This window comes from Nocardia sp. PE-7 (assembly GCF_030486425.1).
GTDB classification, from domain to species: Bacteria; Actinomycetota; Actinomycetes; order Mycobacteriales; family Mycobacteriaceae; genus Nocardia; species Nocardia salmonicida_A.
Window position 1 is genome coordinate 1,480,051 of the sequence record NZ_CP129614.1, and the last position, 26,987, is coordinate 1,507,037.

Here is a 26,987-nt window from a genome sequence, read left to right on the forward strand (position 1 = left end):
ATGGGCTCACTGTCTGCCGACGGCGGCGGACAGGGCGGCGCCGAGGGTCGGGTGCTGGTAGGTGTACCCGGCCTCCTCCAGCACCGCGGGGATGGCGCGTGGGCCGTGCAGGATCGAGTCGGCCAGCTCGCCGACCAGGGCTTGCACGGCGAAACCGGGGACGATGAACGGGGTCGGCCGGTGCAGCGCGCGGCCGAGGGCCCGATTGAACTCGGCGTTGGTGACGGGGGCGGGGCCCGTGGCGTTGATGGGGCCGGAGATCTCGGGGTGGGTGAGCGCGAAGACGATGGCGCCGACCTCGTCGTCGAGGGAGATCCACGGGAAGTACTGGCGGCCGCTGCCGAGTCGTCCGCCCAGGCCGACGAAGTACAGCGGTTGCAGCTTGCTGAGCAGGCCGCCGTTGCGGGCGAGCACCACGGCGCTGCGGATCAGCACGGTGCGCACACCCGCTTCGGCTGCCGGTTCGGTGGCGGCTTCCCAGTCCCGGCACAGCAGGGCCAGGAAATCTGTTCCGGCGGGTGAGGTCTCGTCGACGACGGCGTCACCGGTCTCGCCGCCGTAGTAGTGCGCGCCGCTGGCGTTGATCAGCGTCGGCACGCCGGCGGCGGCGACCGCGGTGGCCAGCACGTCGGTGGGGGTGATGCGGCTGTCACGGAGTAACTGCTTGTACGTGCCGTTCCAGCGGCGATCACCGATGCCGACGCCGCACAGGTTCACGACCGCGTCGGCCCCGCGCAACGCCCGCTCGTCGAGCTGGGCGCGCGCGGGATCCCACGTGTATTCGTCCGGTGCGGCCGCAGTGCGGCGCACCAAACGGGAGACCTGGTGCCCGTCGCGGCGTAGTGCCGCGACGAGCGCCGTCCCGATCAGGCCGGAGGAACCGGCGATGACCACCTTCATCGAATTCCTCGGCTACAGGCCGAGATCGGCCTCGAACGCTGAGTCTTCCAAGCGGTGCTTGATGGTGGAGACGAACCGGCCCGCGTCGGCACCGTCGATGAGACGGTGATCGTAGGTGAGCGGCAGGTACACCATCGAGCGCACGCCGATGGACTCGCCACCGGCCTCGTCGGTCACCACCACCGGGCGCTTCACGATCGCGCCGGTGCCGAGCATGCCCGCCTGCGGCGGCAGCAGGATCGGGGTGTCGAAGAGCGCGCCCTCACTACCGATATTGGTGATGGTGAAGGTGCCACCCGACAACTCGTCGGGCTTGAGCCCACCGGTGCGCGCGCGGTTGGCGATGTCGGCGATCGCGCGGGCCAGACCGGCCAGCGACAGGTCACTGGCGTTGTGGATGACCGGCGAGAGCAGACCCTGTTCGGTGTCGACCGCGATCCCCAGATGCACCGACGCGTGGTAGGTGATCTCCTTGGTGTCCTGGTTGTAGGACGCGTTCACGTTCGGGTGCACACCGAGCGCCTCGACGACGGCCTTCGCGAAGAACGGCAGGTACGTCAGGTTCACGCCCTCCCGTGCCTTGAACGACGCCTTCGCGAGCTGACGCAGATGCGCGATCTTGGTGACGTCGGCCTCGTGGACCTGGGTCAGCTGCGCGGTGGTCTGCAGCGATTCGAGCGTCTTGGTCGCGGTGATCTGACGGATCCGGCTCGCCTTCTGCGTGGTGCCGACGAGGGCGGCCAGCTTCGGGGCGGCGGACTGCTTGGCCGCAGGCGCAGGCGCGGGTGCGGCCGGAGCCGGTGCCTCGGCGGGCGCCTTCTTGGCCTCGGCGGCGGCGAGCACATCCTGCTTGCGGATGCGGCCGCCGACACCGGAACCGGTGATGCTCGACAGGTCGACGTTGTTCTCGTCGGCCAGCTTGCGGACCAGCGGGGTCACGTACGGGGTGCTGCCGTTGGCCGAAGCCGGGGCAGGAGCGGACGCGGGCTTGGCAGCCGGAGCGGGCTTGGGAGCCGGAGCCGGAGCCGGCTTCGGCGCGGGCGCCGCGGCGGCAGGCTCGGGAGCCGGTGCCGGTTCGGGCTCGGGAGCCGGTTCGGGCTCGGGAGCGGGAGTGGGCTCGGGTGCAGGAGCGGCGGCCGCGGGCTGGCCGCTACCGATCACACCCAACTGACCGCCCACATCGACGACGTCGTCCTCCTGCGCCGTGATCTCGAGCAGCGTGCCCGCGACCGGCGAAGGGATCTCGGTGTCGACCTTGTCGGTGGACACCTCGAGCAGCGGTTCGTCGACGGCGACGGTGTCGCCCACGGCCTTGAGCCAGCGGGTAACGGTGCCCTCGGTGACCGACTCGCCCAGTTCGGGCATCTTCACCGGCGTTCCGGATCCGGCGGACGCGGCAGGCGCGGCAGCCGGGGCCGGAGCCTCGGCGGCGGGGGCCTGCGCGGCGGGCTCGGGCTCGGGTTCGGGGGCCGGCTCGGGGGCGGCGGGCGCGGAAGCGGGCGCAGGAGCGGTGGCGGGGGTTTCGCCGGCATCGCTGATCACGCCGAGTTCACCGCCGACCTCGACGATGTCGTCTTCCTGGGCGACGATCTTGGAGAGCACGCCCGCGGTCGGCGAAGGGATCTCGGTGTCGACCTTGTCGGTGGAGACTTCGAGCAGCGGTTCGTCGACCTCGACCGTGTCTCCTTCCTGCTTCAGCCACCTGGTCACCGTGCCCTCGGTGACGCTCTCACCAAGGGCTGGCATCTGGACGGAGAAGGCCATGTCCTCTGACTCCTCTGAGTGTGTACCCGGCGGACATCCGTCGCGGGTCGCGGCTTTCGTCCACCCCGCCGGTCTCGGCGGAGCACCCGGGAAACGTTGGTTCTTGTTCCGGCAACCATCCTTGCACTCGTCCGTCGCGGGTGTAGCGCAGGGCGGCGATCCGGGCGAAGCTGGCACCATGGAATGTACGGCGGTGAGCAGAATTCCGCCGGAATGTAGGAGGTCGAGCGGGATGGGTTTGCTGGATCGTTTCCGTGGTGGGCGCGGTGCGAGCAGGTCAGGCGCTCGCGAGCGCGCGTCGGAGGTGAGCGCCCTGGCGGACTGGGCGCGCACGCGGCGGGGCGTCGAAGCCTTCGTCGAACCGAAAACCACTGTGACCGATGTCACAGCAGTGTTGGTGGCCGCGGATGGTGAATGGACCCGCCGCATCGTCGGCGAAAAGGGCGCGCGCCGGTTGGCCGGTGCGTTGAAGATTCCGGTCTACGACGTCAACCGCACCGGCTATCCGCAGCGCATGCGCGACTTCGATGCCCGCCGCCGCATCGAGGAGCGGCGGGCTCGCGAAGCCGAGCTGGAGGAGTGACTACTCCGCGCCGATCTCCTCGATCACGGTGATGAGCGTGCGCACCGGGACACCGGTGCCGCCCTTGCCGATGTAGCCGAACGGGCCGCCGGTGTTGTAGGCCGGACCCGCGACGTCGAGGTGGGCCCACTGCACGCCCTCGGGCACGAAGTCCTTGAGGAACAGCGCGGCCGAGAGCATGCCGCCCCAGCGGTGCGGCGCGACATTGGCCAGATCGGCGACCTTGGAGTTGAGGTCGGCGCGCAGCTCGGCCGGAAGGGGCATGGCCCAGCCGTTCTCGCCGACCGAACGCGAGATCGCGGCGACGCGGTCGCGGAATTCGTCGGTGCCCATCACGCCGGGAGTGCGGGTGCCGAGCGCGACCATCTGCGCGCCGGTGAGGGTGGCGACGTCGATCAGGTAGTCGGGCTCGTCCTCGACCGCGCGCACGATGGCGTCGGCCAGGATGAGACGGCCTTCGGCGTCGGTGTTGATGACCTCGACGGTGGTGCCGCCGTACTGGGTGAGCACATCGCCGGGGCGCTGCGCGGTAGCCGACGGCATGTTCTCGGCCATCGGGACGGTCGCGGTGACGGTGACCGGCAGGCCGAGGCGCCCGGCCAGCAGCACGGTCGCGACGACGGCCGCGGCGCCCGCCATGTCGGAGGTCATGTTCTCCATGTTGGCGGCGGGCTTGATCGAGATGCCGCCGGTGTCGAAGGTGATGCCCTTGCCGACGAGCGCGACCTTCTTCGGGCCGCCCGCGTAGGTGATGCGCACCAGCCGCGGCGGCCGCGAGGAACCCTGGCCGACGCCGATGATCCCGCCGTAACCGGCTGCGGCGAGGGCGTTCTCGTCGAGCACCTCGACCTCGAGGCCCGCCGCTTCGGCGAGTACCCGGGCCCGGTCGGCGAACTCGGCGGGGTACAGCGCGCTCGGCGGGGTGTTCACGAAATCGCGCGCGGTGGCGATGGCCTCGGCGACCAGCTGGGCGCGCAGCAGCTCGAGAGTGCCGAATTCCGGTTCGGGAACCAGCAACTCGACGCGGACCACCGGCCGCTCGTCCGGCTTGGGCGCGCTCTTGGATTTGAAGGTGGAGAAGGTGTAGGCGCCGAGGTAGAAACCTTCGGCCGCGGCGCCGAGATCGACACCGGACAGGGTGGTGGCGACGAGTTCGGTGCCACTGAGCGCGCGCCCGGCCACGCCGGCGCTACGGCGCACCTGTTCGGCGTCGACCTTGTCGGCCGCGCCGAGTCCCACGGCGAGCACACTGGTGACGTCGGCCAGGGCGGACGGCGCGGGCACCCGGGTGAGTTCCTCCGGCTTGCCCTTGGCGCCGACCGCGCCGAGTGCGTCGAGCAGTTCCGCGCGGACCTCGGCGGTGAGTACGTCGCCGAACAGGTCGGCGGGGACGATGGCGGGGCCGTTCTCCGACGACGTCAACCCGATCACCAGCACGTCGGTGTCGGGGGCGATGGTTTCGGTGCGCGCCAATTCTGGTCCGAGTGAACGATCTGCGACTGCGGTCATTGCCCCAGGTTATTCGGTCGCTATCGGTGCTCGCATCACGAGTCCGGGTGCGCGGGTGTGCGGTGCGTTTGTCCGGCCGTCACAGAAATACTGGGATTTACTGGACAATACTGGTAGCTGTGGATACGCTCCGACTCGTGACGGACTCGGCCGAAGAGCTGGAGGTGCGCATCTCCGGTTTGCGGGCCGAGGTGCGGCGGGCCGCTGCCGGTGGGGATCGGGCCGGGGCTCGGCAATTGCGCGCGGAATTGCGCCGGGCCGAATCGGCGTGGGACGCCGCGGTTCTCGGGTCGATTCCGGACGAGCCGTCGGAGGCGCCGGGGGTGCCGGTGCGGGAACACGTGCATCGCGCGTTGACCTTGCTGTCGGTGCCGTCCTCGCCGAAATTGGTGCTCGCTACCCATGACGCGTTCTTTTCCGGCGAGCTGCTGCCCGCCCGGCTGACCAGTCTGCGGCGCGACGAGGAACGTTCCTTCCGGTCGGCGCCGTACGCGCGCCCGTACTACCTGTGCGCGGCGCTCACCACCGATCTGCTCGCCCCCGCCCGTGGGTTGATGGCGGTGAGTTCGTGGCCGCTGGAACGGCGGATGGTCGGTCCGTTGAGTCCACGGGTGGGGCTGCTGGTGTCGGCTATCCGCTTGGCGGAACACCTTTCGGCGCAGCCTGCGGGGGAAACGTCGGGATTGCGCGTACTGTGGCGGCTCGCCGTATCGATTCCTGGCATCTCCAGTGCCCCGGATTCGCTCGACCCGGCGAAGGTGATCGAGGCCGCACGGCGTGAGCTCGCGGTGCACGAGGACGAGGACGCACGGCAACGGTCCGCGGCCGCGCGACGGGCGGCGGATCAGCTGGCGGATCCGGCCGCACAACTATTCGGTGTTCGGCTCGGCGTAGCCGATCGGCGACGAATCGAGGTGGAATGAACACTCTCGCAGCACAGTTGGACCAGTTGCGCGGTGAAGCCCCCGCGACCAGGCACAATGCCCGCACCATCGCCGCGCTGACGGCCAACCCCGGATGTGCCCGCCGCGCCCTGCTCGACGCGGCCGCGGTGGACAAGACCGTGATCGCCCAATCGCTGGGATTCCCACCACAATTCGGTCAGTCCCAGTTCGCCATCACGCGCGGTAATGCTTTCGAGGCGATGGTCAAGGCGAACGGTTGCGCGGAACTGCTCGCGTTGTTGCGCGACAAACTGGGTTTCACGATTCCCGAAGTCGCCTACCACGACCTGAATTCGGTGGGGGAGAACACCGGCAACGCGGTGCGCTATCAACGCACGAGGCAATTGTTGAAGAGCACGATCGCGACGGGTGACGGCACCCTGTTCGATCACCCCATGCTGCGGCTCGATATCGCGGGCGCCACCGCCTATCTCGAACCCGATGTTGTGGCCGTGCAGTTGGACGGCAAGTTCCATGTGGTGGAGGTCAAGGCCTTCCCCGTGATCGACGGGCAGGCCGATCCGGCACAGGTGGCGGCGGCCGCGCGTCAGTCCGCGGTGTATGTGATCGCCCTGCGCGAGTTGATGGCCGAGATCGGCGAGTCGCCGGAGATCGTGTCGCACAATGTGATTCTGGTGTGCGCGAAAGACTTCTCGAATCGTCCTACCGCCGAACTCGTCGATCTGCGTAAGCAGCTCGCGGTGGTCTCGCGTCAATTGACCAGGCTCACCGCGATTCCCGATCTGCTCGACCTGTTGCCGCCGGAGGCCACGTTCGCGCCGGGGGAGAACCTCGAGAAGACGATCGCCGCCATTCCGGCTCGCTACGCGCCCGAGTGCATGTCGAGTTGTGAGCTCGCGTTCGCCTGCCGCGACGAGGCGCGCACCTGCGGTTCGGTGGACGCGCTCGGTCGTGGGGTGTGCGATGTGGTCGGTGGCATCGACAACATCCACACCGTTCTCGGCCTGGCCGACGGCACGCTGGAACCCGGCCCCGAGCACGCCGACATCACCGCCATGCTGCGGACCGCGCATCGGTTGCGGTGGGAGATCGCCGGATGAGCGTGCTGGCGGCCCTGGCCAAGGCCGAGGCCGTGCGGGCGGGCCGCGCGCAGGCGACCGCGGCGGTGCGCCACATCCATCTCGCCGAGCGACCACTGGTCGCGGTGCCGTTGCGGCTGGCGGGGGAGGCGGCGGCGCCGGTGGCGATCATGATCGGCACCTCGCCGGGGGACCAGAACGTGTTGACGGTGCCGCAGCCCCGCGACCGGGTGCTGCGATTGCGGTTCATCGAGCAGTTGGCCGATGTGGTGCTGCCCTATCTGTCGACCTTTCTCGTCGAGACCGAGGAACTCACCAGCAAGGCGGGCGAGACCTACACCCGGTGTCTGGACGCACCGCAGATGTGGACGCCCAACCCCGGCGGCGTGAATTTTCTGAAGCTGCTGGGACGGTCGGTGCGGTTTCACCGGGTCGACGGGGACAATCCGGTGCCCGCGTCGATTCCGCTGCTCGGGCGGTGGCTCACCTGGTTCGGTGATCGGGCCGAACATCCCGGTTCGGCGGTGTTGCCCGCGATGACGGCGGCGCTGTCGTCGCACTGGGCGTCGGGCCAGTCCACTCTCGAAGACGGCAATCTCGCGGCGCTGCTCGGGTGGATCGATCCGCCTGCGGGGCTCAGTGGTGCGGAAGCCGCTGCCCTGGCGGAAGATCCGCTGCTGTCGCCGCCCGCGGGCCCGGCCACCGATCCCGGATTCGACAACGAAGAACTCGCACCGTTGATCGCCGCCTACAACGCCGCACTCGACGAGTCGGCCAGAGCTGTCGCGGCCGAACGGCTCGAGCGTTCCCTGCGCGGACAGCTCGAACCCACCTGGCGGCTGATGTGGCGCTCGATCGAGCTGCTGAGCGCACTGCCGGAAGGCGCCAGCGTCGAGAATCGGTGGACCGATGATCGCGGTGCGTTCTCCCGCTTCGCCGCCGATATCGAGGAGGGTGTTCCGCAGGCCCGCCGCGATTCCGCCGTTCCCGCGGTGCGCAGGCTGCTGGAGCGTGAACGGGCCTCGGAAGCGCTGCAGGCCCAGTGTGCCTTCGACGATCCGTTGCGCATGCTCGAACATCGGGTGAGCGGCGCGGCTTTCCGCGGCACCGTCGTGCACAGTGAACCGGATCGTCTCGACCGTTCGGGGTCGCGTCCGAAACTGCGCCCGCACATTCATATTCGCACCACCGATCCGTTCATCGCGGTGGTCGGCGAGGAACTGACGTGCGTCGAACGGCCGAAGCAGACCGGGCTGGTTGTCGACATCGACGGTGACAGCATGGTTCTCGAACTGTCCGGTGGGATGGGGCGCAAACTTGTCGCCGAACCGGGAAGCGTGCCGGAGGAGGGCGAGGACCTCGGTTTCGCTCGCTTCAAACCCACGCCGTTCAACGGGATGCTGAATCTGCCCGCGCGCGAGGAGACTCCGTGGACCCACGGTGGTCCGCCACCGGAATGGACGCCGCCCACCGACGATGAAGGGGAGGAAATCCAGTGACCACGCCGGACGAGGCCGTCGCGGGAATTCTCACCGATCTGCGCGACGAGAGCCATCGCGCGATCGTGGTCGACTCCCCGCCGGGAGCGGGCAAATCCACGCTGGTGGTGCGCGCGGCCCGCCAGCTCGCCGAGGACGGCGATCAGCGGATGATCGTCGCCCAGACCAACGAACAGGTCGACGACCTCATCGACCGCTTGGCCGTCGCCGACCCCGCGCTGCGGATCGGACGGCTCTCCAGCGCCGCCTACGTGGTGAGCGACCGGGTCGACCGGCACGGCAATGTCCGGGTCGCCAAGCAGCCGGGCGATCTCGAGGACCGCACCATCGTCATCGGCACCGCGGCCAAGTGGGCCACCATCACCGAGGGCAGCTGGTCGCACGCGATCATCGACGAGGCGTACCAGATGCGCTCGGACATGCTGTTGCGCATCGCGAATCGCTTCGATCGCGGGCTGTTCGTGGGCGACCCGGGACAGCTCGATCCGTTCGCGACCGTCGAGACCGCACGCTGGGCGGGGCTCACCTGGGATCCGACGATGAGCGCCGTGAGCGTGATGCTGGCCAACAACGACAACATCCCCACCCACCGGCTGCCGGTGTCATGGCGACTGCCCGCTACCGCGGCGCCGGTGGTGTCGAAGGCGTTCTACCCCTTCACCGAATTCCAGTCGGGCACCGGATTCGGCGACCGGCGCATGGATTTCACGACCCGCGGCATGGGCGGCCCGATCGACGCGGTGCTGGAGGAGGCGGCCGAATCGGGCTGGGGCTGGTACGAATTGCCCGCCCGGCACACCCTGCGCACCGACCGTGAAGCCGTGGCCGCGATCGCCGCGATCGCGGCCCGGTTGATCGAACGCGGCGCGAACGCCCACTCCGAATCCGGCAGTCACCCCGTGACCACCGAACGGGTCGCGATCGGCACCGCGCACCGCGACCAGGCCGATGCCATCCGCACTGCCTTGCGTGGCACCTGCGCCGAACCCGTCACCGTCGATACGGCCAACCGCCTCCAGGGTCGTGAATACGACGTCACCCTTGTGCTGCACCCACTCTCGGGCCGGCGTGACGCCAGCGCCTTCCATCTGGAGGCGGGCAGGCTCTGCGTGCTGGCCTCCCGGCACCGCCACGCCTGCATCCTCGTCGGCCGCGCGGGAATCCCTGAACTCCTCGACGCCCACCCCTCCGCCGACCCGGTTCATCTCGGGGTCCCGGTGAAATTTCCTGACGGTTGGGAGGCGAATCAGGCGGTGTTGAGCCACCTGTCGAGCCACCGCGTCCGTGCGGCGGCGGCGCACTAGCGACGTGGCGGGACGGATGTGCTTCTCCAATGAGTGGAGGGGAATTGTGTCGAAAGCTACAGGTTTGCCTGATACATCGTATGTTTCGACATCCGGCTAGATCACGCGCACGGTCGGGTAGTCGGTTAGTCTCACGGCGAGACACGCGTGGCGGTGGCCCACCAACGGCACCAGCTCGTAGCGGCGCGCCGGGGGCCTTCCGGGAGTGGAAAGATTTCAGATTTGAATATCAGACGTACCGGAGTTCGTGGCCGGGTCAGTGTGCGTATCCGATTGCTGTCGATGGTGCTCATCTCCAGCGTGATGCTGTTGGTGGTCGGTGGTGGCGGCGCCGTCTATCTGGTGAATTCGGCCAGGGATTCCACCGAATGGGCCGAATTGGCGAGCAGTACCACCGCCCCCGCGATCCTCATGGTGTCGGCATTCCAGGAAGAACGCAGACTCTCGCTGTTGCGGCTGGCCGGTGACATGTCGTCGGCTCCCGCGTTGGTCACCGCCAAACAACGCTCCGATGAGGCGCTCGCCGCGGTGATCGCCAAAGGCGACGCCGCTCGCGCGCTGAACCCTGACGGTTCCCGCGAGGATATCGAGGGCTACAACAAACTCTTCGCCATGGTGCCGGTGGTGCGCAACGGCGTGGAAGCCCTGCGGATTCCGGCCGAGGAAGTGTTCGCGTTGTACACCGGGGTGATCAGTACGATCATCGCCGCCTCGATGCTGGCCGCCCGGGTCGCCCCGGAGGCGAAGGTCGGCATCGAACTGGGCTACGCCGTCGACCAGCTGCGGGCGGCCGAGGCGCTGTCGCAGGCCGACACTCTCGGTTCTGTCGCGTTGACCACGGGGACGATGAGCAGTGCCGAGGTGGTCGATTTCGGCCGTCGGGTCGGCGAATTCCGTGGTGAGGCCGCCTATTCCGCCTCGGTGCTGAAAGGCCGCCGACTGGCGCAACTGTCGGAGATCACCGCGAGTCCGCAGTGGCAGCAGGTAATCGCGATGCAGGACGCGCTGCTCCTTCGTGGACCGGTGTCCGCGAAGGACCCGGAGACGGAACTTCCCATCAGTCTGGCGCAATGGCAGGACGCGTCGAAGTTCGTCGGACTGGCTCTGCAGAAACTGTGGGAAGACCAGAGCGGGGACGCCCACGTGATCGCCAGGCAGCAGGGTGAACGCGACTCCGACACGGCGCTGCTCGGCGGTGCGCTGATCGCGTTGGCCGCGGTCGCAGCCTTCCTCGTCGCGTTGTTGATGGCGAATCGATTCATCGAACGGATGCACCGCCTGCGCCACGACACCCTCGAGCTCGCCGATGAGCGGCTGCCCGAGGTGATGCGCAAGGTCGAAGCCGGTGAGACTGTCGACACCTCGGCCGAGGGCTCGCGGCTGGACTTCGGCACCGATGAACTCGGCCAGGTCGCCGCGGCGTTCAACCGCGCCCACGTCGCCGCGATGTCGGCCGCTGTCGCCGAGGCGCAGACCAAGGCGGGAATCAGCACGGTCTTCCTCGATATCGCCCACCGCAGCCAGGTGGTGGTGCACCGCCAGCTCTCCCTGCTCGACCGTGCCGAGCGCGACGAGAACAACGCCGATCAGCTCGATCTGCTGTTCCAGCTCGATCATCTCGCCACCCGTGCCCGGCGCAACGCCGAGAACCTCATCATCCTCGGCGGTGAACAGCCGGGTCGTCGGTGGCGCAACCCGGTCCCGCTGATCGATCTGGTGCGCGGCGCGATCGCGGAAAGCCTGGACTACACCAGGATCGCGGCCAAGCAGATGCCGCAGGTGCGGATCTCCGCGCATGCCGTCGCCGACGTGATCCATCTGCTCGCCGAGCTGATGGACAACGCGACGGCCTTCTCCCCACCCGAGACCAAAGTCTCGGTGTCGGGGATCGTGGTCGGTCGCGGTGTCGCGGTGGAGATCGTCGATCAGGGTCTCGGCATGCCGGAAGCCGATCTGGCGCAACGCAACGCGATGCTGGCCGATCCGCCCGCCTTCAGTGTCGGCACGCTGGCCGGAACTTCGCGGCTGGGCTTGTTCGTCGTCGCCACGCTCGCGGGCAGGCACGGCATCTCGGTGCGGATGTCGGAATCGGTGTACGGCGGCGTGCGAGTGGTGGTGCTGATCCCGACGGCGCTGGCCGAAGCGAGCGATCCCGAGTCGGCGATCTCGGGTCAGTTCCCCGCCGTCTCGCCGAGACCATGAGCGACGAGCGCGAACACTGGTACGAGGACGAGGCGAGCCCGCTGGTTCGCCTCTACGCCGTCACCGGCGGGCGCGCGAAGGCGCAGCGCCTCGACCTCGAGCTCACCACCCTGCTCGTCGACGCGCGCTCGGGCGTGCGCTCACGCTTGCTCGCGCCCGAATACGACGCGATCGTCGAGTTGTGTCGCACCGCGCTGTCGGTCGCGGAGGTCTCCGCCCACCTGTGCCTGCCGCTGACCACGACGAAGATCCTCATCGGCGACCTGATCGACGAGGGCCGACTCCGCGCCAGAGCACCCCGCAACCAGCTGACCACCGCCCCGGACCTGGACGTCCTACGGGCGGTGCTCGCCGGGATCAAACGGTCCTAGGCTTTCGCCACCGACACCGGCCGCGCTGACAGTGTCGCGAGTTCGGTATCGAGATCGGTGGGCTCGGCCGATCGGCGCGGAATGGTCAGGGCGATACCCGCCGCCACGAGCGCTACCGCGGCGCCGATCAGCAGGCCGACATGGAAACCGGCCTCCGAAGGCACCGCGTGCCCGGCGAAGTCGGTCGTCATATTGGCCAGCACCACACCGACGACGGCGGCCGAGACCGACGTGCCGAGCGAGCGCATCAGCGTGTTGATGCTGTTGGCGGAGGCGGTTTCCGACAGCGGCACCGCGCCCATGATCAGGGCGGGCATGGCGCCGTAGGCCAGGCCGACACCGATATTGGTGATGCAGACCATCGTCATCAGGCCCCAGGTCGACCCCATCAACACGGCCGAGGAGCCATAGCCGAGGGCGATGATCAGCGCCCCGACCGCGAGGGTGACCTTGGGTCCGCGCGCGGCCGACAGTTTCGCGCCCGCCGGTGACAACGCCATCATCATCAGGCCGCCCGGCGCCATCCACAGACCCATACCGAGCATGGTTTGTCCCATGCCGTGGCCGGTGGCCGCGGGCAACTGCATCAACTGCGGCACGATCAGCGCCTGGCCGTACATGGCGAAGCCGACCAGCACGGATGCGGCATTGGTCAGCAGCACCTGCGGTCGCGCCGTGGTGCGCAGATCGACGAGCGGGTCGGAAGTCCGCGATTCCCACCACCCCCATGCGGCCAGCGTCACCACCGAGGCGGCGAACAGTCCGAGCGTCGTGGCGCTGGTCCAGCCCCACCCGGCGCCCTTCGACACCGGAAGGAGCAGGAATACCAGTCCCGCGCCGAGTCCCACCGCGCCGACGAAATCGAACCGGCCACCCGCGTCACCCCGCTTCGCCTCGGCCGGCACCAGGGTCGCGATGAGCACCACGATCAGGGCGCTCAGCGCCGCCGCGGCCCAGAACAGGACCCGCCAGCTCGCGTATTGCGCGACCGCGGCCGACACCGGCAGACCCAACGCGCCACCGACGCCGAGCGACGCGCTCATGAGCGCGATCGAGGATCCGAGCCGCTCGGCGGGCAGCACATCGCGCATCAGGCTGATGCCCAACGGAATCAAGCCGACCCCCATGCCCTGGATGCCGCGTCCGATCAACATCGGGACCAGCGAGGAGGACATGGCGGCCACCGCGGCGCCCACGATCAGGAATCCCCCGGAGACCAGCAGCATGCGGTGTTTTCCGTACAGGTCGCCGAGCTTGCCCGCGACCGGGGTGAACACCGCTCCGACGAGCAGCGTCACCGTGATCACCCAGGACGCGTTCGCCGCGCTCGTGTGGAGCAGTGCCGGGAGTTGCCCGATGATCGGCACCACCGCCGTCTGTGTAATCGCGGCGACGGTGCCGCCGAAGGCGAGCACGCCCACGACCACTCCGGGCCGGGCCGTCTTCTCCGAAATCCCCACGTACCGCTCCTGTCGACCAGCAAGTTATGTACAGAGCACAAGACATGCATGCTGCACTAGTTGTGTATAGTACACATTGCTGGGCGCGTGAACTCGATCGAGGAATCGTGATGTGGGTCGCAGTCGCGCTAGTGGTCGGCGGGCAGGGTCGCGAGCGGCCGTGGCCAGTACTCGCCGGACCGGCGTTCGATATCGATGTTGAATCGCCGCAGGTAGCCGACGAAGGCGGCGATATCCTCGGCGGGCCAGTCGGCGAGGATCGAATCGAGAGCGTCGACGATCAAGGCCCGTTCGGCGTTCAACCGGCGCTCGCCCTTGGAAGTGACCCGAAATTTCCGCGCCATCCCGCCCTCGGGATCCGGAATCCGCTCGAGCACTCCGGTGCGCATCATGGCGGCGGTCTGCCGATTGAGGGTCGAGGCGTCCAAACCCAGTGCGTCACTGAGCTGCCCGATGGACATCAGTCCACCCATCCGCAGCCGGCTGAGCAAGATATAGGCGCTGCGGTCCATGGCGTCGGGCCCTCGGCGTGATCGCAGACTGTGACGGCCGAGGAGCATGGTCTCGAACTCGACCAACTGGGTCGCCTTGTCCATCTCAGCCCTTCCGTGAACTCACCCCGCCGGCCCCGGCGGATTCACCACATATGTACCGACCACATTACGTGTCCACTACACATCGGAGCCTCGCATCACACGGATCCAGGCGCGTGATGCGATGTGATCGGCACGGTCGCCGCCGACGGCCCGAGGATCGTCGGCGGCGCAGGTCTCAGCTCAGCCGGGCCGCGAGCCGTTTCGCGTTCATGTAGCCGATCGCCTCGATGCTGACCATCGGGTTCACACCGGGTGCGGTGGGGAAGCTCGACCCGTCGGCCACCACGATGTTGGGCACATCCCAGGTGGCGCCGTCCGGATCGGTCGCCGAGAGCTCCGGCGTGCCGCCCATCCTGGCCGAGCCCATGATGTGCAGGGCGCCCATCGAACACTGGCCGGGTCCGTAGCCCGCTTTCTCGGCGGCGGCGCCGAACTCCGCCAGCGAGCCGCGCGTTCCCGGCTCGAACGAAACGCCCGCCTGATGTCCCGAGTAGATCTGTCGCGCGCCCGCGGCTTCGAGTACCGAGGCCGCGCCGACGATGCCGGTGTGCAGATGCTTGGCGTCGTAGGCGGAGAGTTTGTACTTCACCACCGGTTCGCCGCTGCTGTCGATCGACACGGTGCCGGGATCCCGGTCGCGGGTGATGACGCCGACCGAGCTGGTTCGCGCGAAATCGAGCAGGCGAGAGCGATATTCGGCCGCACCGCGCCAGCTCATGAACCCGGTCGCCAGGCCGGGGTGGTTGGGGCCGGTCTCGTAGATGACGCCGTACCCGTTGCCGTCGAGGTTCGCGTGGTGCCTGCTGATCCGGGCCTGGAGCGCGCCCTCCCACGGCCGGATCTCCTCCTCGAACAAACCGAACACCGCGGCGGCCGGATGCAGGCGCAGATGCTGACCGATGTTCTTGTTGCGCAGACCCGATCGTCGCAGCAGCGCCGGCGTCTGGATCGCGCCCGCGGCGACCACGACCGCCTTGGCGCGGACCGTGATCTCGACCCCGGAGGCGGTGACCGCCGACACCGATTCGGCCCGACCCGCTTTCACGGTGATCGCGCGGACGTCGGCGTCGACCACCAGGCGCGCGCCGTGCTCGGCCGCGTCGGCGAGCCAGGTCTTGGTCGCCGACTGCTTGGCGCCGACGCGGCAGCCGTAACCGCAACGTCCGCACTCGATCCCGGCGTCACAGGCATCGCTGACGTTGCGCGGCAGGGTATCCACATCCCAGCCGAGCGCACGCGCGCCGCGCTCGAGAATGCCGTCGCGCGCCGAGAGCGGTGATTTGGCGTCGGTGACGCTGATCCGCTTCTGCACGGCGGCCAGCGCGTCGCCGAACTCGTCGGAGGCGAACTGTGGGACGCCGGACTCGGCCCATTCGGCGCGCACCGAGTCGGGTGTCGGCAGCGAGGTGCTCCAGTTGACCACGGTGCCGCCGCCCAGACAGGAACCGGCGACGAGGGTGATCTGGCCTTCCGCCGATGCGGCGGGACCGGGTGAGTACAGGCTGGTCAGCGCGTCGAGTTCGCCGTTGCCGAAATCCTGGTCGTCGTAGTAGTTTCCGCGCTCGAGCACGATCACGTTCAGGCCCGATTCGGCCAGCACCGCCGCCGCGGCGCCACCACCGGCGCCGGAGCCGACCACGACGACATCGCAGTCGAGCGCGGTGGCTTCGGTGAACCGCAGTGGGGACAGCGGCGGCTTCGGGGCGCTCGCGAGGCGGCCCACCGGCGCCGGGTAACCGATCTCCTTCCACAGCGGGTTGCTCCCGGTGGGGCCGGGGCTCACGTTGTAGGCCAGCAGAGACGCTTGTTTGAGGGCCTGGAAGATCGCTCGGGCCGGGGCGAGGCCGGAATCGGCCAGGCGCAGCAGGGCGGCCTCGCGTCGCTCCTGCGAGAGTGTGGAGAACCGGCGCAGGCCACTGCCCGTGATCAGGCCGAACGCACGAGAATCCCAGAGCCCCAACAGCGTTGCCAGCTGCTTCTGCTCGGCTTCGCGGGGGTTGCGCCCCAGGATGCGGAAGATCGTGTCGACCGCGCCGATCTCGGTCGCGGCGGGCAATCCGGGCCCCCCGCCAGGGAGAAACGTATCGCAGATCATGCCCAGCGCGGCCCGCTGTTCGGCTGTCGGTTCCATGCGGAAACCACCCCTTTTCGTTCTGGGGTGAGTTGTATCACGGGACACGCGACCGCGCTGGGGGTCATCGGGTTTCGGGCTGGGCAGCGACTGCCCGGCCCGCCCGCCTCGATCAGTCGGCGGAACCCGCGGTGAACTGGATCGTTTTGAGCGAGGGCGTCGACAACTCGACATCGGCCCTGGTGATCGACTTCGCCGACGAGTCGTTGCGGTATGCGGTGAGCTGGTAGCGCCCCGGTAGCAGTCCGCGGAAGCTCACCTGGCCGGTGGCGCCGGTGGACATGTGCCGGTGGATATTGTCGCCGCACGCGTCGATGCCGGTGAGGACGATCCTTCCGCCCGCGATCGGGGTACGGGTCTTCGCGGTGATCAACACCGCGTCGATCTGGCCGGCCGCCGCCGGGGTCGCCGCGCGGACTCCCCGGTTGTTCTGACGTGCCTGCCGTACCTCCTCGCAGGGCGCCGCGTTCTGCGCGATGGTGTCGTCGGCACCGGGATGCGCCCCCGCGCTCCCCACCGCCGTCCCCATCAGAGCTGCTGCCGCCAATCCGATCGCCAAACACTGGGAAATGACAAACCGTGGCATTGCGCCGTATTCCTCCTGCTTCGCCTGACATGAAAGTGCACGTGGACATTGCTGAGGTAACGCTGGCCGGAACAATACTGACGGGAATTCCGTCGCTGAAACCGGTGTTCCATAGAGGCGGTTGTGGCCGATTCGTGCGACCGTAGAGCCCTATGAAGGAGGATGTGTGAGCGACACTCGTAAGGCGATTCTGGCCGGTGGATGCTTCTGGGGTATGCAGGATCTGATTCGTCGTCAGCCCGGCGTGCTGGCCACCAGGGTCGGCTACACCGGCGGAACCAACGACAATCCGACCTACCGCAACCATCCGGGCCACGCCGAGGCCGTGGAGATCGAATACGACCCGGCGCGGACCGACTACCGCGCGTTGCTCGAGTTCCTGTTCCAGATCCACGATCCGACCACCAAGGATCGGCAGGGCAACGATCTCGGTGACAGCTACCGTTCCGCGATCTTCTATCTCGACGACGAGCAGCGCCGTATCGCGCTCGACACCATCGCCGATGTGGACGCCTCCGGCCTGTGGCCGGGCAAGGTCGTCACCGAGGTGACCCCGGCGAGTGCGTTCTGGGACGCCGAGCCCGAGCATCAGGACTACCTGATTCGCTACCCCGATGGCTACACCTGCCATTTTCCTCGTCCCGGCTGGAAACTCCCGAAGCGGGAGAACACCGACAAGTAGCGTTTTCCATATGTCATGATCGGCTGTGTCGGCGTGACCGTGACGTCGGATCGGAGTACTCATATGAGCGGCATCGGCCGTCTCGAACGATGAGGGGAAGCGATTCGGATGACATATGGACAGCAGCAACCCGGTTACCCCCCGGCGGGACCGACGCTCAGTGTCGGTGACGCCATCGGGTACGGGTGGACGAAATTCAAGGACAACGCGCTCGTCTGGATCGGGATGGTGGTCGTCTCCTTCCTGATCCAGGCGGTGATCAGCTTCCTGTTCGGCCTCGGCAACAACACCGACACCGACTATGACGGCGGTGTCAGTTTCGGGTTCGGGCTCTGGCAGATCATCGGCACCATCGTGAGCACCGTGATCGGCTATCTGATCTCGGCGGCATTCGTGCGTGGCGCGCTGCACGAAACGGATGGGAACAAGCCCGGATTCGGGGCGTTCTTCCAGTTCACCAATGTGGGTGCGGTGATCGTGGCCGGCCTGCTGGTGGGTCTGGCGACCGGCATCGGCTTGCTGCTGTGCATTCTTCCCGGCCTGGTCATCGCGTTCTTCACCTGGTGGACAATGCAATTCGTGATCGACCGCGACCAGGACGGTGTCACCGCGATCAAGTCGAGCTTCGCGGCGATCTCGAGCAACGCGGGTCCGCTGCTGCTGCTGGCGCTGGCGCTGTTCGGTATCAACGTCGTCGGCGCGCTGCTCTGCGGCATCGGTCTGCTCGTCACCATCCCGTTGACGATCATCGCCTCGACCTATGCGTACCGGGTCGTCACCGGTGGGCCGGTCGCCGGCGCGGCGAAGGCTCCTGAGCCGGGCTACCCGCAGCAATACGGCGGGCCCGCCGGTGGATTCGGTGGGCAGCCGGGGTACGGCGGTCCCGAAGGCGGGCAGGGTTACGGCGGCCCCGGTTACGGCGGTCCCGAAGGTGGACAGGGGTACGGCGGTCCGGGTTACGGCGGACCCGCTGGTGGGCCCGGTTACGGTGGTCCGGGTGCGGGTGGGCCCGGCTACGGTGGTCCGGGCACTGGTGGGCCCGGCTACGGCGGCCCGGGCGCCGGTGGTCCGGGGTCCGGTGGTCCCGGTTACCCCGATGGTCCTGATCTGGGCAAGCCCGGTGACCAGGGCTGGGGGCCTGAAGGCAACCGCTGAGTAGGTGATCCCGAGGGGCATGCGATGTCGTTCATCGCACGCCCCTCGGGCTGTTCACTCGCAGCCGATGCCGTCCCCGTCACGATCGAGGCCGTAGTCGTCGGGTCCGATCACCGTGACGCGGCCGGTGTAGACGGGCCCGTTGCCGCTGCCGCCTTCGCAGTCGACATCACTGACGATGGGAAGGCACGGGGTGTACGAGCCGTGGCACTTCGAGGGCTGTGCGGCGGCCACGGTCGGTGTGGCGATCGCGAACGCGAAGGCCGCGATGGCGGCGGCAGCGAGGGTTGCGACGTATTTCATTGTGCTCCATTCAATTGTTCAGCGGCGCACAGTGTTTCACGGGCGGGTGATTTGTCGGAAGTTTGCTTGTCGGTACGTGTCAGTAGTATCGGGGGATCTCGAACAAGGGGGAGTGATGCGGGGGAGATGGCGGGCGTGGTCGTGGTGGGCGCGGGGTGCGGTGATCGCGCTCGTGGTGGTCGTCGGGGTGTCGTTGCCGGTGGCGGGGGTGGTCACGGCCTTGCTGGTGCACAACATCGGCGATCAGGCCGACCAGGCGCGGACCCGGGGTAAGGACGCGGTCTGGCTCGGGCATGCCTGGGTGGACGGGCGCAAGAGCGACGCCGATATCGACGGGCTCGCGAAGTTGCTGGCCGGTACCGGAGTTAGGGATCTGTATGTCCACACGGGTCCGTTGGAGCACGACGGGAGTCTGCGCGACGATCTGGCTCCGCGTGCGCGATGGTTCGTCGACGCGGTGCACGCGCGATTACCGGGAATTCGGGTGCAGTCGTGGCTCGGCGACATCGTGCAGCCCGAATTCGACGGACTGGATGTGGAATCGGCGGCCTCGCGGGCGCGAGTGGTGGCGTCGGCGCGGCGCGTACTCGACTACGGGTTCGACGGCGTGCACTACGACCTCGAACCCATTCGATCGGGATCGCCGGGATTTCTGGCGCTGCTCGACGCGACACATTCGGTGACGTCCGCGGCGCGGGTGCGGCTGTCGGTATCGGCGCCGGTGATCGATCCACTTCCGGGTCTGCATTCGCTGGGGTCGGCCGTGGCCGATCACGGAAAATGGTGGAGCCAAGACTATTTCGCCGAGGTGGCGCGTCGATCCGATCAGGTGGCGGTGATGTCCTACGACACGGCGATGCCGACGCGAGCGTTGTACAGCGGGTATGTGGCGCAGCAGACCGAGCTGGCCGCCGAGGTGACACCCGATGGCGTCGACCTGTTGATGGGCGCCCCCGCCTTCTGGGCCGACGACCGAGGACATCGCGGAGCCGCCGAGACCGTCGCCGCGGCGGTGCGGGGCATCCGGCTCGGTCTGACCCGGGCCGACGTGAGCCGGGCGAACTTCGGTGTGGCGATGTACGTGGATTTCGCCGCCACGCCGCAGGATTGGGCCGACTATCGAAGAGATTGGTGTCGGATGGCCGACTGAATCTCGGTCGACCACGGGTGATCCGGGTAGAGCAGGGTCACCCACGAGTTCAGGCGGGTGAGCCGGTGCTCCGGGAGCAGCCCGACGACGCGGTGGAAGTCGCTGTAGTCCTTGGGACGGTTGGCTTTCGCTTTGAACAGCAGCACGACCTCGGGAATCAGATACGGGATGCCGTTGGTGGTGGTGCGGATGAGTTCGGCGTACGGGAGGGTGATGGCGGGGTCGCGGCGGCAGATCCAGGTATCGCCGTCGTGCGGCTCGCGGAACACGTCGAGGTGGAAGGCGCCGGTGAAGGGATCGCGGAGCCAGGTCTGGTGGAGGTCGAGGCGGTTCTCGGCCAGGGGATAGGGCCACAACTCGCCGTCACCGACGATGTCCCACTCGTATTCGGGAAATTCGGCGGCGATATGGGGGAAATCCGCTCGGGGGACGGTGATTTCGATGTCGTCGTGGGCGCGGGAGATGCCGCCGGCGAACAGGTCGAGGGCCCAGCCGCCCGCGACGGCCCACCGCACGGGACAGGTCGCCAGGCGGGCGGCGACCACGCTCGGGGTCCACGGGTCCCAGCGGCGATCGGCTTCGGTTGCGGTGATCGGACGTCCACCGTCCGGCGAGCTCATCCATCCATCCTCGGTACCGGTGGCCCGGGGCGCAAGGTTGTTGTGGGCGATGGTGATCGAGACGAGACGGGTTTGTGAAGAAGTCAGCGTCGGCGGTCGGTGAGCCAGGCCAGAGGGCGGCGGTGGTGCGGTCGCGGGCGGTTCTCCCAGCGGGGGTTGTCCTCGTTGCGGCGGTAGACCGGGATCCGACCCGCGACGGAGAACCGGAAAGTGGTTGCGATGCCGACCACTTCGCCGTCGGCGGCCACGGCGACAGGAGTTCTCGAGGTGACGGTGAGTTCGTGCATCTGACGTTCGCCGTAGACGCGGCTGTGGCCGATGGCGGCGAGCATCAGGGCGATGACGGCGCGGGTGCGCGAGAAGCGGACGTCGGCGCGGAGCCAGCGGACATCGAGCAGGCCCTCGTCGAGGCGCGAACGGAAGGCGGGGACGGCGCCGTGCGGGTGGTAGGGGCCGTTGCCGATGAACAGGAACCACATGTCGTGCCAGCGGTCGTCGAGCCGGATGTGGATCGGCTCGGCACGGCGCAGGGTGACCACGAGAGCCGCGGCGAAGGCGGGCCACTTGCCCCAGCGGTCTTCCCACTTCTCGCGCAGGCGCACCAGCTCCGGGTAGGCGCCGATGCTCGCGGTGTTGATCAAGTGGTGGGTGTACGGGCCGTCGGGGGTGTCGAATCCGACTGCGGCGATGTCGACTTCGACGGCTTCACCGGTGCCGGTGGCGTCGGCCACCTCGCGCAGGTCGTAGACGCCGAGATCGCGGGCGAAGTGATTCAGGGTGCCCGCGGGGATGACGACCAGGGGCAGGTCGTTGCCGACCGCGACGGCGGCCGCCGCGGCGATCGTGCCGTCGCCGCCTGCCGCGCCGACCGCGAGGACCGTGGTGCGGTCGTCGGCGTCGGCCGCGCCGCCGACAGCGGCGTCGAGGGCTTCTTGCAGGAGCTCGACGGCGTCACGACCGGGTTCGGTGCGCACCAGCGTCGCGGCGGGCAAAATCTCGGCGATGTCGTCGGTGGGGTCGTAGCTGGAGTCGCCCGAGCGCGGATTAACCAGTAGCAGAAGGCCTTTGCCGTCGGCGAGGATCGGTGCGCCGTGCACGACGTGCGCGTCGGCCTCGTCGGATTCGCGGATCGGCCACCAGCGGCGGGTGGTCAGCGCGATAGCGGTGCCGACGCCCGCGCCGACCAGCACGTCGGACGGCCAGTGCGCGCCGGTGTGGATGCGGGAATAGGCGACGGCCGCGGCCACCGGCGCGATGGCGAGCGCGGCCCGCGGGCTCTCCAGGGCGACGGCGGTGGCGAAGGCGGCGGCATTGGCACTGTGGCCGGACGGGAAGGACGACGACGCGGGCGCGGCGACCAGCCTGCGGCCCAGCGGCATCAGTTCGGCCGGCGGCCGCCGTCGCGGGATCAGCGTCTTGAGCACGAGGTTCACGACGAAACTGCTGCCACCCAGCGCGATGACGCCGCGTAGCGCGGCGCGGCGCGGCGGACCCGGCTTCACCGCGAGCGCCGCCGCGACCGCGAGCCAGAGGCCGCCGGTGTTGGCCGATCGGGTCAACCGCAGCATGCCGCGATCGACTGCGGATTCCGGTATACGCGATACCGCGCGGCTCATCGTGTCGTCCATCCGGGCGACATGGCCGAACCGAGCTCGGGGCAAATCACTCACGGTATGAACCCTACAGCCGTTGGGCATCACGCTCTTTGGACTCGACCCGCGCCACCCCTGCACCCCTCGATGGCAGGCGCGGCGCGCCGTCGGTGAAGAACGCCGTACTTACTGCGCCGGAATCGAGGGCGGGTTGCAATCGGCGGTGGGCGGTATCCCCTGGAGCGACTGGATGAGGCAGCCGATATTGATCGAGGAGGAAGCCGAATCGGCGCTGCCGGTATCGGCCTGCGCGACGGGTGCGGCGACGAACAAGGAAGCGGCGACCAACACGGTGCCTGCGGTGATTGTGCGAACGATCATGACGTCGATCTTCGCACCGAAGCACGGAAATCGAACCCCGCGGAACGCCCCCCAATTGCAGGGGCATGGTGCCGGTTCGACCGGCCGCGCGCGACCGATAAACTTCGGCCCATGACCGACACCGCGCTGCTCGAGGGCCCCATCCACGCCGTACATGTCGAGCTCGGAGCCACCTTCGCGCCGTTCGGCGGGTGGGAGATGCCCGTGCAGTACGGCGGCACGGTCGGCGAGCACACCGCGGTGCGCACCACGGTCGGACTGTTCGACGTGAGCCACCTCGGCAAGGCGACGGTGTCGGGGCCCGGCGCCGCGGCGTTCGTGAACTCGGCATTGACCAACGACCTGGGCCGGATCCGGCCGGGAAAGGCGCAGTACACGCTGTGCTGTGCCGAAGACGGCGGCGTGATCGACGACCTGATCGCCTACTACGTCGGCGACGACGAGGTGTTCCTCGTGCCGAACGCGGCGAACACGGCGGCGGTCGTCGCGGAGCTGCGGAAGGCGGCGCCCGCGGGGATCACGGTGACCGACCAGCATCGCGACTACGCGGTGTTCGCGGTGCAGGGGCCCAAGGCCACCGAGGTGCTGACCGCCCTCGGCCTGCCCACCGAGATGGAGTACATGGCCTACGCCGACGCCGAGTGGGAAGGCCGCCCGGTGCGCGTGTGCCGCACCGGTTACACCGGTGAGCACGGCTACGAGCTGCTGCCGAAGTGGGCGGACGCGGAGCCGGTGTTCCGGGCGCTGATCACCGAGGTCGAGGCGGCCGGTGGCCAGGCGGCCGGACTCGGCGCGCGCGACACCCTGCGCACCGAGATGGGCTACCCGCTGCACGGGCACGAACTCTCCCTCGACATCACCCCGAACCAGGCCCGCACCGGGTGGGCCGTCGGCTGGAAGAAGCCGGAATTCTGGGGCAAGGCAGCACTCGAGCAGGAGAAGGCCGACGGCCCGCGCCGCACGCTGATGGGGCTCAAGGCGCTGGATCGCGGCGTGCTGCGCCAAGGCCAGACAGTGCTGCGCGATGGCGAGCCGGTCGGCGAGACCACCTCGGGGACGTTCTCACCGTCGCTGAAGGTCGGCATCGCGCTGGCGCTGCTCGACACCGACGCGACGCTGGAACCCGGCGACGAGGTGGAGGTCGACGTGCGCGGACGCAAGCTGCGCGCCACGGTCGTGAAGCCGCCGTTCGTCGACACCAAGACCAAGTAACTCCCCCGTAGTGGGGGCGAGACAGCATCGAATCTGCCCGGATAGGATCGCACCATGACAGTCGCCGCACAGTTCACCCGTATTCCGCACCCCGCGCCCATTTCGGCGCAGCAGCGGACAGAGGTACTGGCGGCCCCCGGTTTCGGACGGTTCTTCACCGATCACATGGTCTCGATCGACTATGCCGACGGCCAGTGGGGCAACGCGCGCGTCGAACCGTACGGCCCGCTCTCGATGGACCCGGCGACGATGGTGTTCCACTACGGTCAGGCGATCTTCGAAGGGCTCAAGGCCTACCGTCAGCCCTCCGGCGAGATCGCGACCTTCCGCATCGATGCCAACGCCGCGCGCTTCCGCCGCTCGGCCGCGCGCATGGCGATGGCGGAGCTACCCGAGGAACTGTTCATCGAATCCGTGCGCCAGCTGCTCGACGTCGACGCCGACTGGGTGCCCGCCGCCGGTGGCGAGGACTCGCTGTACCTGCGGCCGTTCATGTTCTCCACCGAGGCGGGCCTCGGCGTGAAGCCCGCCTCGGCGTACAAGTACCTGCTGCTCGCCTCGCCCGCTGGCGCCTACTTCCCGCGCGGTGTGAAGCCGGTGCGGGTGTGGCTGTCGACCGAATACGTGCGCGCGGCCCCCGGCGGCACCGGCGAGGCGAAGGTGGCGGGCAACTACGCCTCGTCGCTGCTCGCGCAGGCGCAGGCCACCGATCAGGGTTGTGACCAGGTCGTCTGGCTGGACGCCTGCGAGCGCCGCTACGTCGAGGAGATGGGCACCAACAACCTGTTCTTCGTGTTCGGCACCGGCTCCGAGGCACGCCTGGTGACTCCCGAACTGTCAGGTTCGTTGCTGCCCGGCATCACCCGCGACTCGTTGCTCACCCTGGCCGCCGATTCCGGCTACTCGGTGGAGGAGCGCAAGATCTCGGTGGAAGAATGGCGCAAGGGCGCCGAGTCCGGTGAGATCAGTGAGGTCTTCGCGTGCGGGACCGCCGCGGTGATCACGCCGGTCGGCTGGGTGAAATCCGGTGACGGTGAGTTCGCCATCGGCGGTGGGGAGCCCGGTGAGGTGACGATGGCGTTGCGCGATACGTTGACCGGAATCCAGCGTGGCACGTTCGCCGATACGCATGGGTGGATGCGGACGCTGTAGGCGGAGGTGGTCGGGACCGGGGGTTCGGTAGTCCCAGCTTGTGCTGTGTTTGTTGGCGCGCTGGCGCGCGCGTGTCCGCGGCCCTGAGGGGCCGCCGGTCAGGCGCCGTTGCTTGCTCCTTCGTCGCGTACGCAACGGCGCCTGACCGGCGACCCGGCCGCGGACCGGCCACTTCGTGGCCGCCGCTCCCTAGGGGTCGCGGGTGGGGGCTGGGAGTGCGGTCATGGCGGACTTGGGATTGTGCGTGTGTGTGGCTATCCCGGCATCAACGCTTGCCACTCGCCCAGGGACTTCGGGCGCAGGACGTAGTTGCTGTCGCGCAGAGTAGCCAGTGCGCTGCTCGGGGCTTCGGAGTACCAGTGGCCGGGGTAGACGACCGGGTTGCCGTCGAGGGCGGCGAGTCGGCGCAGGCTGCGGAACATCTCGTCGGAGTCGCCGCCGGGGAAGTCGGTGCGGCCGCAGCCGTCGACGAACAGGGTGTCGCCGGAGATGAGGCGGCCGTCGAACAGGAAGCACTGGCTGCCCGGCGTGTGGCCGGGCGTGTGGAGTAACTCGATGTCGAACGCGCCGACCGTCACCTTGTCGCCGTGGTCGTGGCCGGTCAGGTCGCTGGGGGCGATGCCGGTGGTCTGGGCGACCCATTCGAGCTCGTGCTTGTTGACGTGCACCGGGACGCTGGTCTTCTCGAGCAGTTCGGCCACGCCGCCGAGGGTGAATCCGAGCATGGTGCCACCGACATGGTCGGGATGATGGTGAGTGGCGAGCACGCCGGACACGCGCATGCCGTCGGCCTCCGCGACGTCGACGAGGTCGGCTGCCTGGTAGGCGGGGTCGACCAGAAGGGTCTCGCCGGTCTCCCGGTCGCCGATCAGATACGCGAAGTTGCGCATCTGCGTGGCGATCGGATCGCCGACGGCGTAGTCCCGGCCGGACAGCAGCTGGCGGAAGTAGAGGCGCTCGGATGACATGCGGTCCACTGTATTGCCACCGGTGTGCTGGCGACGCACCCGAGTACCGTTGACCGGACGGTCTGTGGGAGCACACAATTGCCGATATCTTGGACTTGTGACCAGTCCGAGTTTGCGGTAACCGTGCGAGCAGCTATAACTCCAGCGAGAAGCCTACTGCGGCAATCGAAACCGTGATTTCCACGACAGTGCCGAGAATATCGCCGGAGAGGCCCTCGAAACGTCGGACGCAGTGGCGGGTGATCGCGACGGTCAGCGCGAGGGCGGCGATCACCACCACCGGGCCGAGCCAGAGGTTGTCTGGTACCGCCCAGACGGCGGTGATCGCGGCGAGCGCCGGCCAGATCAGCACGGCGGCGCGCGGCTGGGTGCCCGCGACCAATGCGCCGAAACCCGCGTCGGGGGCGGCGGGGATGCCGGTGCGGCAGGCGAGGACGACGGCCACTCGGCCCGCGGCGACGGCGAGGACGATCGCGAGCCAGCGCTGCTGATCGGCCAGGGTCGCCAACGCCACCGATGGGATGGCGACGGCGAAAACGACAGCGGCGACGCCGAACGGGCCCGCACCGCCGGACTTCATGATCTCGCGGGCGCGCTGGGGCGGGCCGTAGCTGCCGAGGCCGTCGACGGTGTCGGCCAACCCGTCCAGATGCATGCCCCGGGTGAGCAGCGCGAGAAGGCCGACGGCGAGCAGACCTGCGAGAAGGGTGGTCAGACCCGCGCCGACCAGCAGCCAGAGGACAGCAGCCGTGCAGGCTCCGAGCGCGAGGCCGATCACCGGGGCGAGCGTGATCGCGTGCCCGGCTGTCCGCCGGTCCACCGTTGCCGGGCCTCGAACCGGAACGACGGTCAGCCAGGACACGGCCAGCCGTAGCGCGTTCAC

25 protein-coding genes are annotated in these 26,987 nt (G+C 68.6%); 12 read left to right on the top strand and 13 right to left on the bottom strand.

Translation table 11 applies throughout. The features are described from left to right. Window positions 1–6 precede the first annotated feature (6 nt). Together QX204_RS06965 and sucB are read right to left on the bottom strand one after the other, a co-directional pair. On the bottom strand, window positions 7–900 hold the full coding sequence (locus QX204_RS06965; protein WP_301905746.1) for a TIGR01777 family oxidoreductase: 894 nt from the start codon (window positions 898–900) through the stop codon (window positions 7–9). 12 nt (window positions 901–912) lie between these two features. Further along, window positions 913–2,664 carry a 2-oxoglutarate dehydrogenase, E2 component, dihydrolipoamide succinyltransferase gene (gene sucB, locus QX204_RS06970; protein WP_301905747.1) on the bottom strand — a complete coding sequence of 584 codons (1,752 nt, stop codon included), beginning with the start codon at window positions 2,662–2,664 and terminating at the stop codon, window positions 913–915. A 232-nt stretch (window positions 2,665–2,896) separates the two neighbouring features. Between sucB and QX204_RS06975 the strand changes: the two genes are divergently transcribed. Further along, on the top strand, window positions 2,897–3,247 hold the full coding sequence (locus tag QX204_RS06975; protein WP_056816674.1) for a hypothetical protein: 351 nt from the start codon (window positions 2,897–2,899) through the stop codon (window positions 3,245–3,247). Here the strand turns inward: QX204_RS06975 and QX204_RS06980 are convergent, their stop codons facing one another. After that, a complete protein-coding gene (locus QX204_RS06980; RefSeq protein ID WP_301905748.1) occupies window positions 3,248–4,756 on the bottom strand; it encodes a leucyl aminopeptidase in 1,509 nt (502 codons plus the stop codon). 137 nt (window positions 4,757–4,893) lie between these two features. Between QX204_RS06980 and QX204_RS06985 the strand changes: the two genes are divergently transcribed. The 6 genes from QX204_RS06985 to QX204_RS07010 all read left to right on the top strand — a co-directional run bounded on the left by QX204_RS06985 (window position 4,894) and on the right by QX204_RS07010 (window position 12,116). Continuing rightward, window positions 4,894–5,679 carry a hypothetical protein gene (locus tag QX204_RS06985; RefSeq protein WP_301905749.1) on the top strand — a complete coding sequence of 262 codons (786 nt, stop codon included), beginning with the start codon at window positions 4,894–4,896 and terminating at the stop codon, window positions 5,677–5,679. Continuing rightward, on the top strand, window positions 5,676–6,761 hold the full coding sequence (locus QX204_RS06990; RefSeq protein WP_301905750.1) for a hypothetical protein: 1,086 nt from the start codon (window positions 5,676–5,678) through the stop codon (window positions 6,759–6,761). Before QX204_RS06985 ends, QX204_RS06990 begins: the two co-directional genes overlap by 4 nt. Then, complete coding sequence (locus tag QX204_RS06995; protein ID WP_301905751.1) at window positions 6,758–8,239, top strand: hypothetical protein; 1,482 nt, start codon at window positions 6,758–6,760, stop codon at window positions 8,237–8,239. Before QX204_RS06990 ends, QX204_RS06995 begins: the two co-directional genes overlap by 4 nt. Then, entirely contained in the window at window positions 8,236–9,543 is a 1,308-nt protein-coding gene (locus QX204_RS07000) for an AAA domain-containing protein (RefSeq protein ID WP_157125388.1), read from the top strand. Before QX204_RS06995 ends, QX204_RS07000 begins: the two co-directional genes overlap by 4 nt. A gap of 222 nt (window positions 9,544–9,765) precedes the next feature. Beyond that, window positions 9,766–11,745 carry a sensor histidine kinase gene (locus QX204_RS07005; protein WP_301905752.1) on the top strand — a complete coding sequence of 660 codons (1,980 nt, stop codon included), beginning with the start codon at window positions 9,766–9,768 and terminating at the stop codon, window positions 11,743–11,745. Further along, window positions 11,742–12,116 carry a DUF742 domain-containing protein gene (locus tag QX204_RS07010; RefSeq protein ID WP_301905753.1) on the top strand — a complete coding sequence of 125 codons (375 nt, stop codon included), beginning with the start codon at window positions 11,742–11,744 and terminating at the stop codon, window positions 12,114–12,116. The genes QX204_RS07005 and QX204_RS07010 overlap by 4 nt, the downstream gene beginning before the upstream one ends. Here the strand turns inward: QX204_RS07010 and QX204_RS07015 are convergent. The 4 genes from QX204_RS07015 to QX204_RS07030 form a co-directional block, all read right to left on the bottom strand. Then, a complete protein-coding gene (locus tag QX204_RS07015; RefSeq protein WP_301905754.1) occupies window positions 12,113–13,576 on the bottom strand; it encodes an MFS transporter in 1,464 nt (487 codons plus the stop codon). The two genes, QX204_RS07010 and QX204_RS07015, sit on opposite strands and share 4 nt — an antisense overlap. Window positions 13,577–13,704: 128 nt before the next feature. Continuing rightward, window positions 13,705–14,172, bottom strand: coding sequence for a MarR family winged helix-turn-helix transcriptional regulator (locus tag QX204_RS07020; protein ID WP_301905756.1), 468 nt, complete (start codon window positions 14,170–14,172; stop codon window positions 13,705–13,707). Between the two features lie 175 nt (window positions 14,173–14,347). Further along, complete coding sequence (locus QX204_RS07025) at window positions 14,348–16,303, bottom strand: GMC family oxidoreductase (RefSeq protein WP_301905757.1); 1,956 nt, start codon at window positions 16,301–16,303, stop codon at window positions 14,348–14,350. Between the two features lie 112 nt (window positions 16,304–16,415). Beyond that, window positions 16,416–16,832: a carboxypeptidase-like regulatory domain-containing protein gene (locus tag QX204_RS07030; protein WP_301905758.1), complete on the bottom strand. Its 417-nt coding sequence runs from the start codon at window positions 16,830–16,832 to the stop codon at window positions 16,416–16,418. Between the two features lie 223 nt (window positions 16,833–17,055). Between QX204_RS07030 and msrA the strand changes: the two genes are divergently transcribed. After that, the gene (gene msrA / locus QX204_RS07035; RefSeq protein ID WP_301905759.1) at window positions 17,056–17,571 is read left to right on the top strand and encodes a peptide-methionine (S)-S-oxide reductase MsrA; all 516 of its coding nucleotides are present in this window, start codon (window positions 17,056–17,058) and stop codon (window positions 17,569–17,571) included. A gap of 108 nt (window positions 17,572–17,679) precedes the next feature. Next, window positions 17,680–18,726 (top strand): DUF2189 domain-containing protein, encoded by a 1,047-nt coding sequence (locus QX204_RS07040; RefSeq protein ID WP_301905760.1) that lies wholly within the window; start codon window positions 17,680–17,682, stop codon window positions 18,724–18,726. 54 nt (window positions 18,727–18,780) lie between these two features. On the opposite strand, the gene QX204_RS07045 is transcribed toward QX204_RS07040, so the two are convergent. Next, complete coding sequence (locus QX204_RS07045) at window positions 18,781–19,029, bottom strand: excalibur calcium-binding domain-containing protein (protein ID WP_301905761.1); 249 nt, start codon at window positions 19,027–19,029, stop codon at window positions 18,781–18,783. Window positions 19,030–19,144: 115 nt separating this feature from the next. Here QX204_RS07045 and QX204_RS07050 point away from each other — a divergent pair, with 115 nt between their 5' ends. After that, a complete protein-coding gene (locus QX204_RS07050) occupies window positions 19,145–20,179 on the top strand; it encodes a glycoside hydrolase family 18 protein (protein WP_301905762.1) in 1,035 nt (344 codons plus the stop codon). On the opposite strand, the gene QX204_RS07055 is transcribed toward QX204_RS07050, so the two are convergent. From QX204_RS07055 to QX204_RS07065, 3 genes are all read right to left on the bottom strand, one after another. Further along, a complete protein-coding gene (locus QX204_RS07055; RefSeq protein WP_301905763.1) occupies window positions 20,146–20,799 on the bottom strand; it encodes a nucleotidyltransferase domain-containing protein in 654 nt (217 codons plus the stop codon). The two genes, QX204_RS07050 and QX204_RS07055, sit on opposite strands and share 34 nt — an antisense overlap. A gap of 83 nt (window positions 20,800–20,882) precedes the next feature. Then, window positions 20,883–22,469, bottom strand: coding sequence for a bifunctional phosphatase PAP2/diacylglycerol kinase family protein (locus QX204_RS07060; protein ID WP_301905764.1), 1,587 nt, complete (start codon window positions 22,467–22,469; stop codon window positions 20,883–20,885). A gap of 108 nt (window positions 22,470–22,577) precedes the next feature. Then, a complete protein-coding gene (locus tag QX204_RS07065) occupies window positions 22,578–22,772 on the bottom strand; it encodes a hypothetical protein (protein WP_301905765.1) in 195 nt (64 codons plus the stop codon). A gap of 111 nt (window positions 22,773–22,883) precedes the next feature. Here QX204_RS07065 and gcvT point away from each other — a divergent pair, with 111 nt between their 5' ends. Both gcvT and QX204_RS07075 read left to right on the top strand, forming a co-directional pair. Next, window positions 22,884–23,984, top strand: coding sequence for a glycine cleavage system aminomethyltransferase GcvT (gcvT, locus tag QX204_RS07070; protein ID WP_301905766.1), 1,101 nt, complete (start codon window positions 22,884–22,886; stop codon window positions 23,982–23,984). 54 nt (window positions 23,985–24,038) lie between these two features. Next, on the top strand, window positions 24,039–25,136 hold the full coding sequence (locus tag QX204_RS07075; RefSeq protein WP_301905767.1) for a branched-chain amino acid aminotransferase: 1,098 nt from the start codon (window positions 24,039–24,041) through the stop codon (window positions 25,134–25,136). 254 nt (window positions 25,137–25,390) lie between these two features. Here QX204_RS07075 and QX204_RS07080 read toward each other — a convergent pair whose 3' ends face one another. Both QX204_RS07080 and QX204_RS07085 read right to left on the bottom strand, forming a co-directional pair. Further along, window positions 25,391–26,104, bottom strand: a complete 714-nt coding sequence (locus QX204_RS07080) for an MBL fold metallo-hydrolase (RefSeq protein ID WP_301905768.1) — start codon at window positions 26,102–26,104, stop codon at window positions 25,391–25,393. Window positions 26,105–26,237: 133 nt separating this feature from the next. Continuing rightward, window positions 26,238–26,987, bottom strand: coding sequence for an adenosylcobinamide-GDP ribazoletransferase (locus QX204_RS07085; protein ID WP_301905769.1), 750 nt, complete (start codon window positions 26,985–26,987; stop codon window positions 26,238–26,240).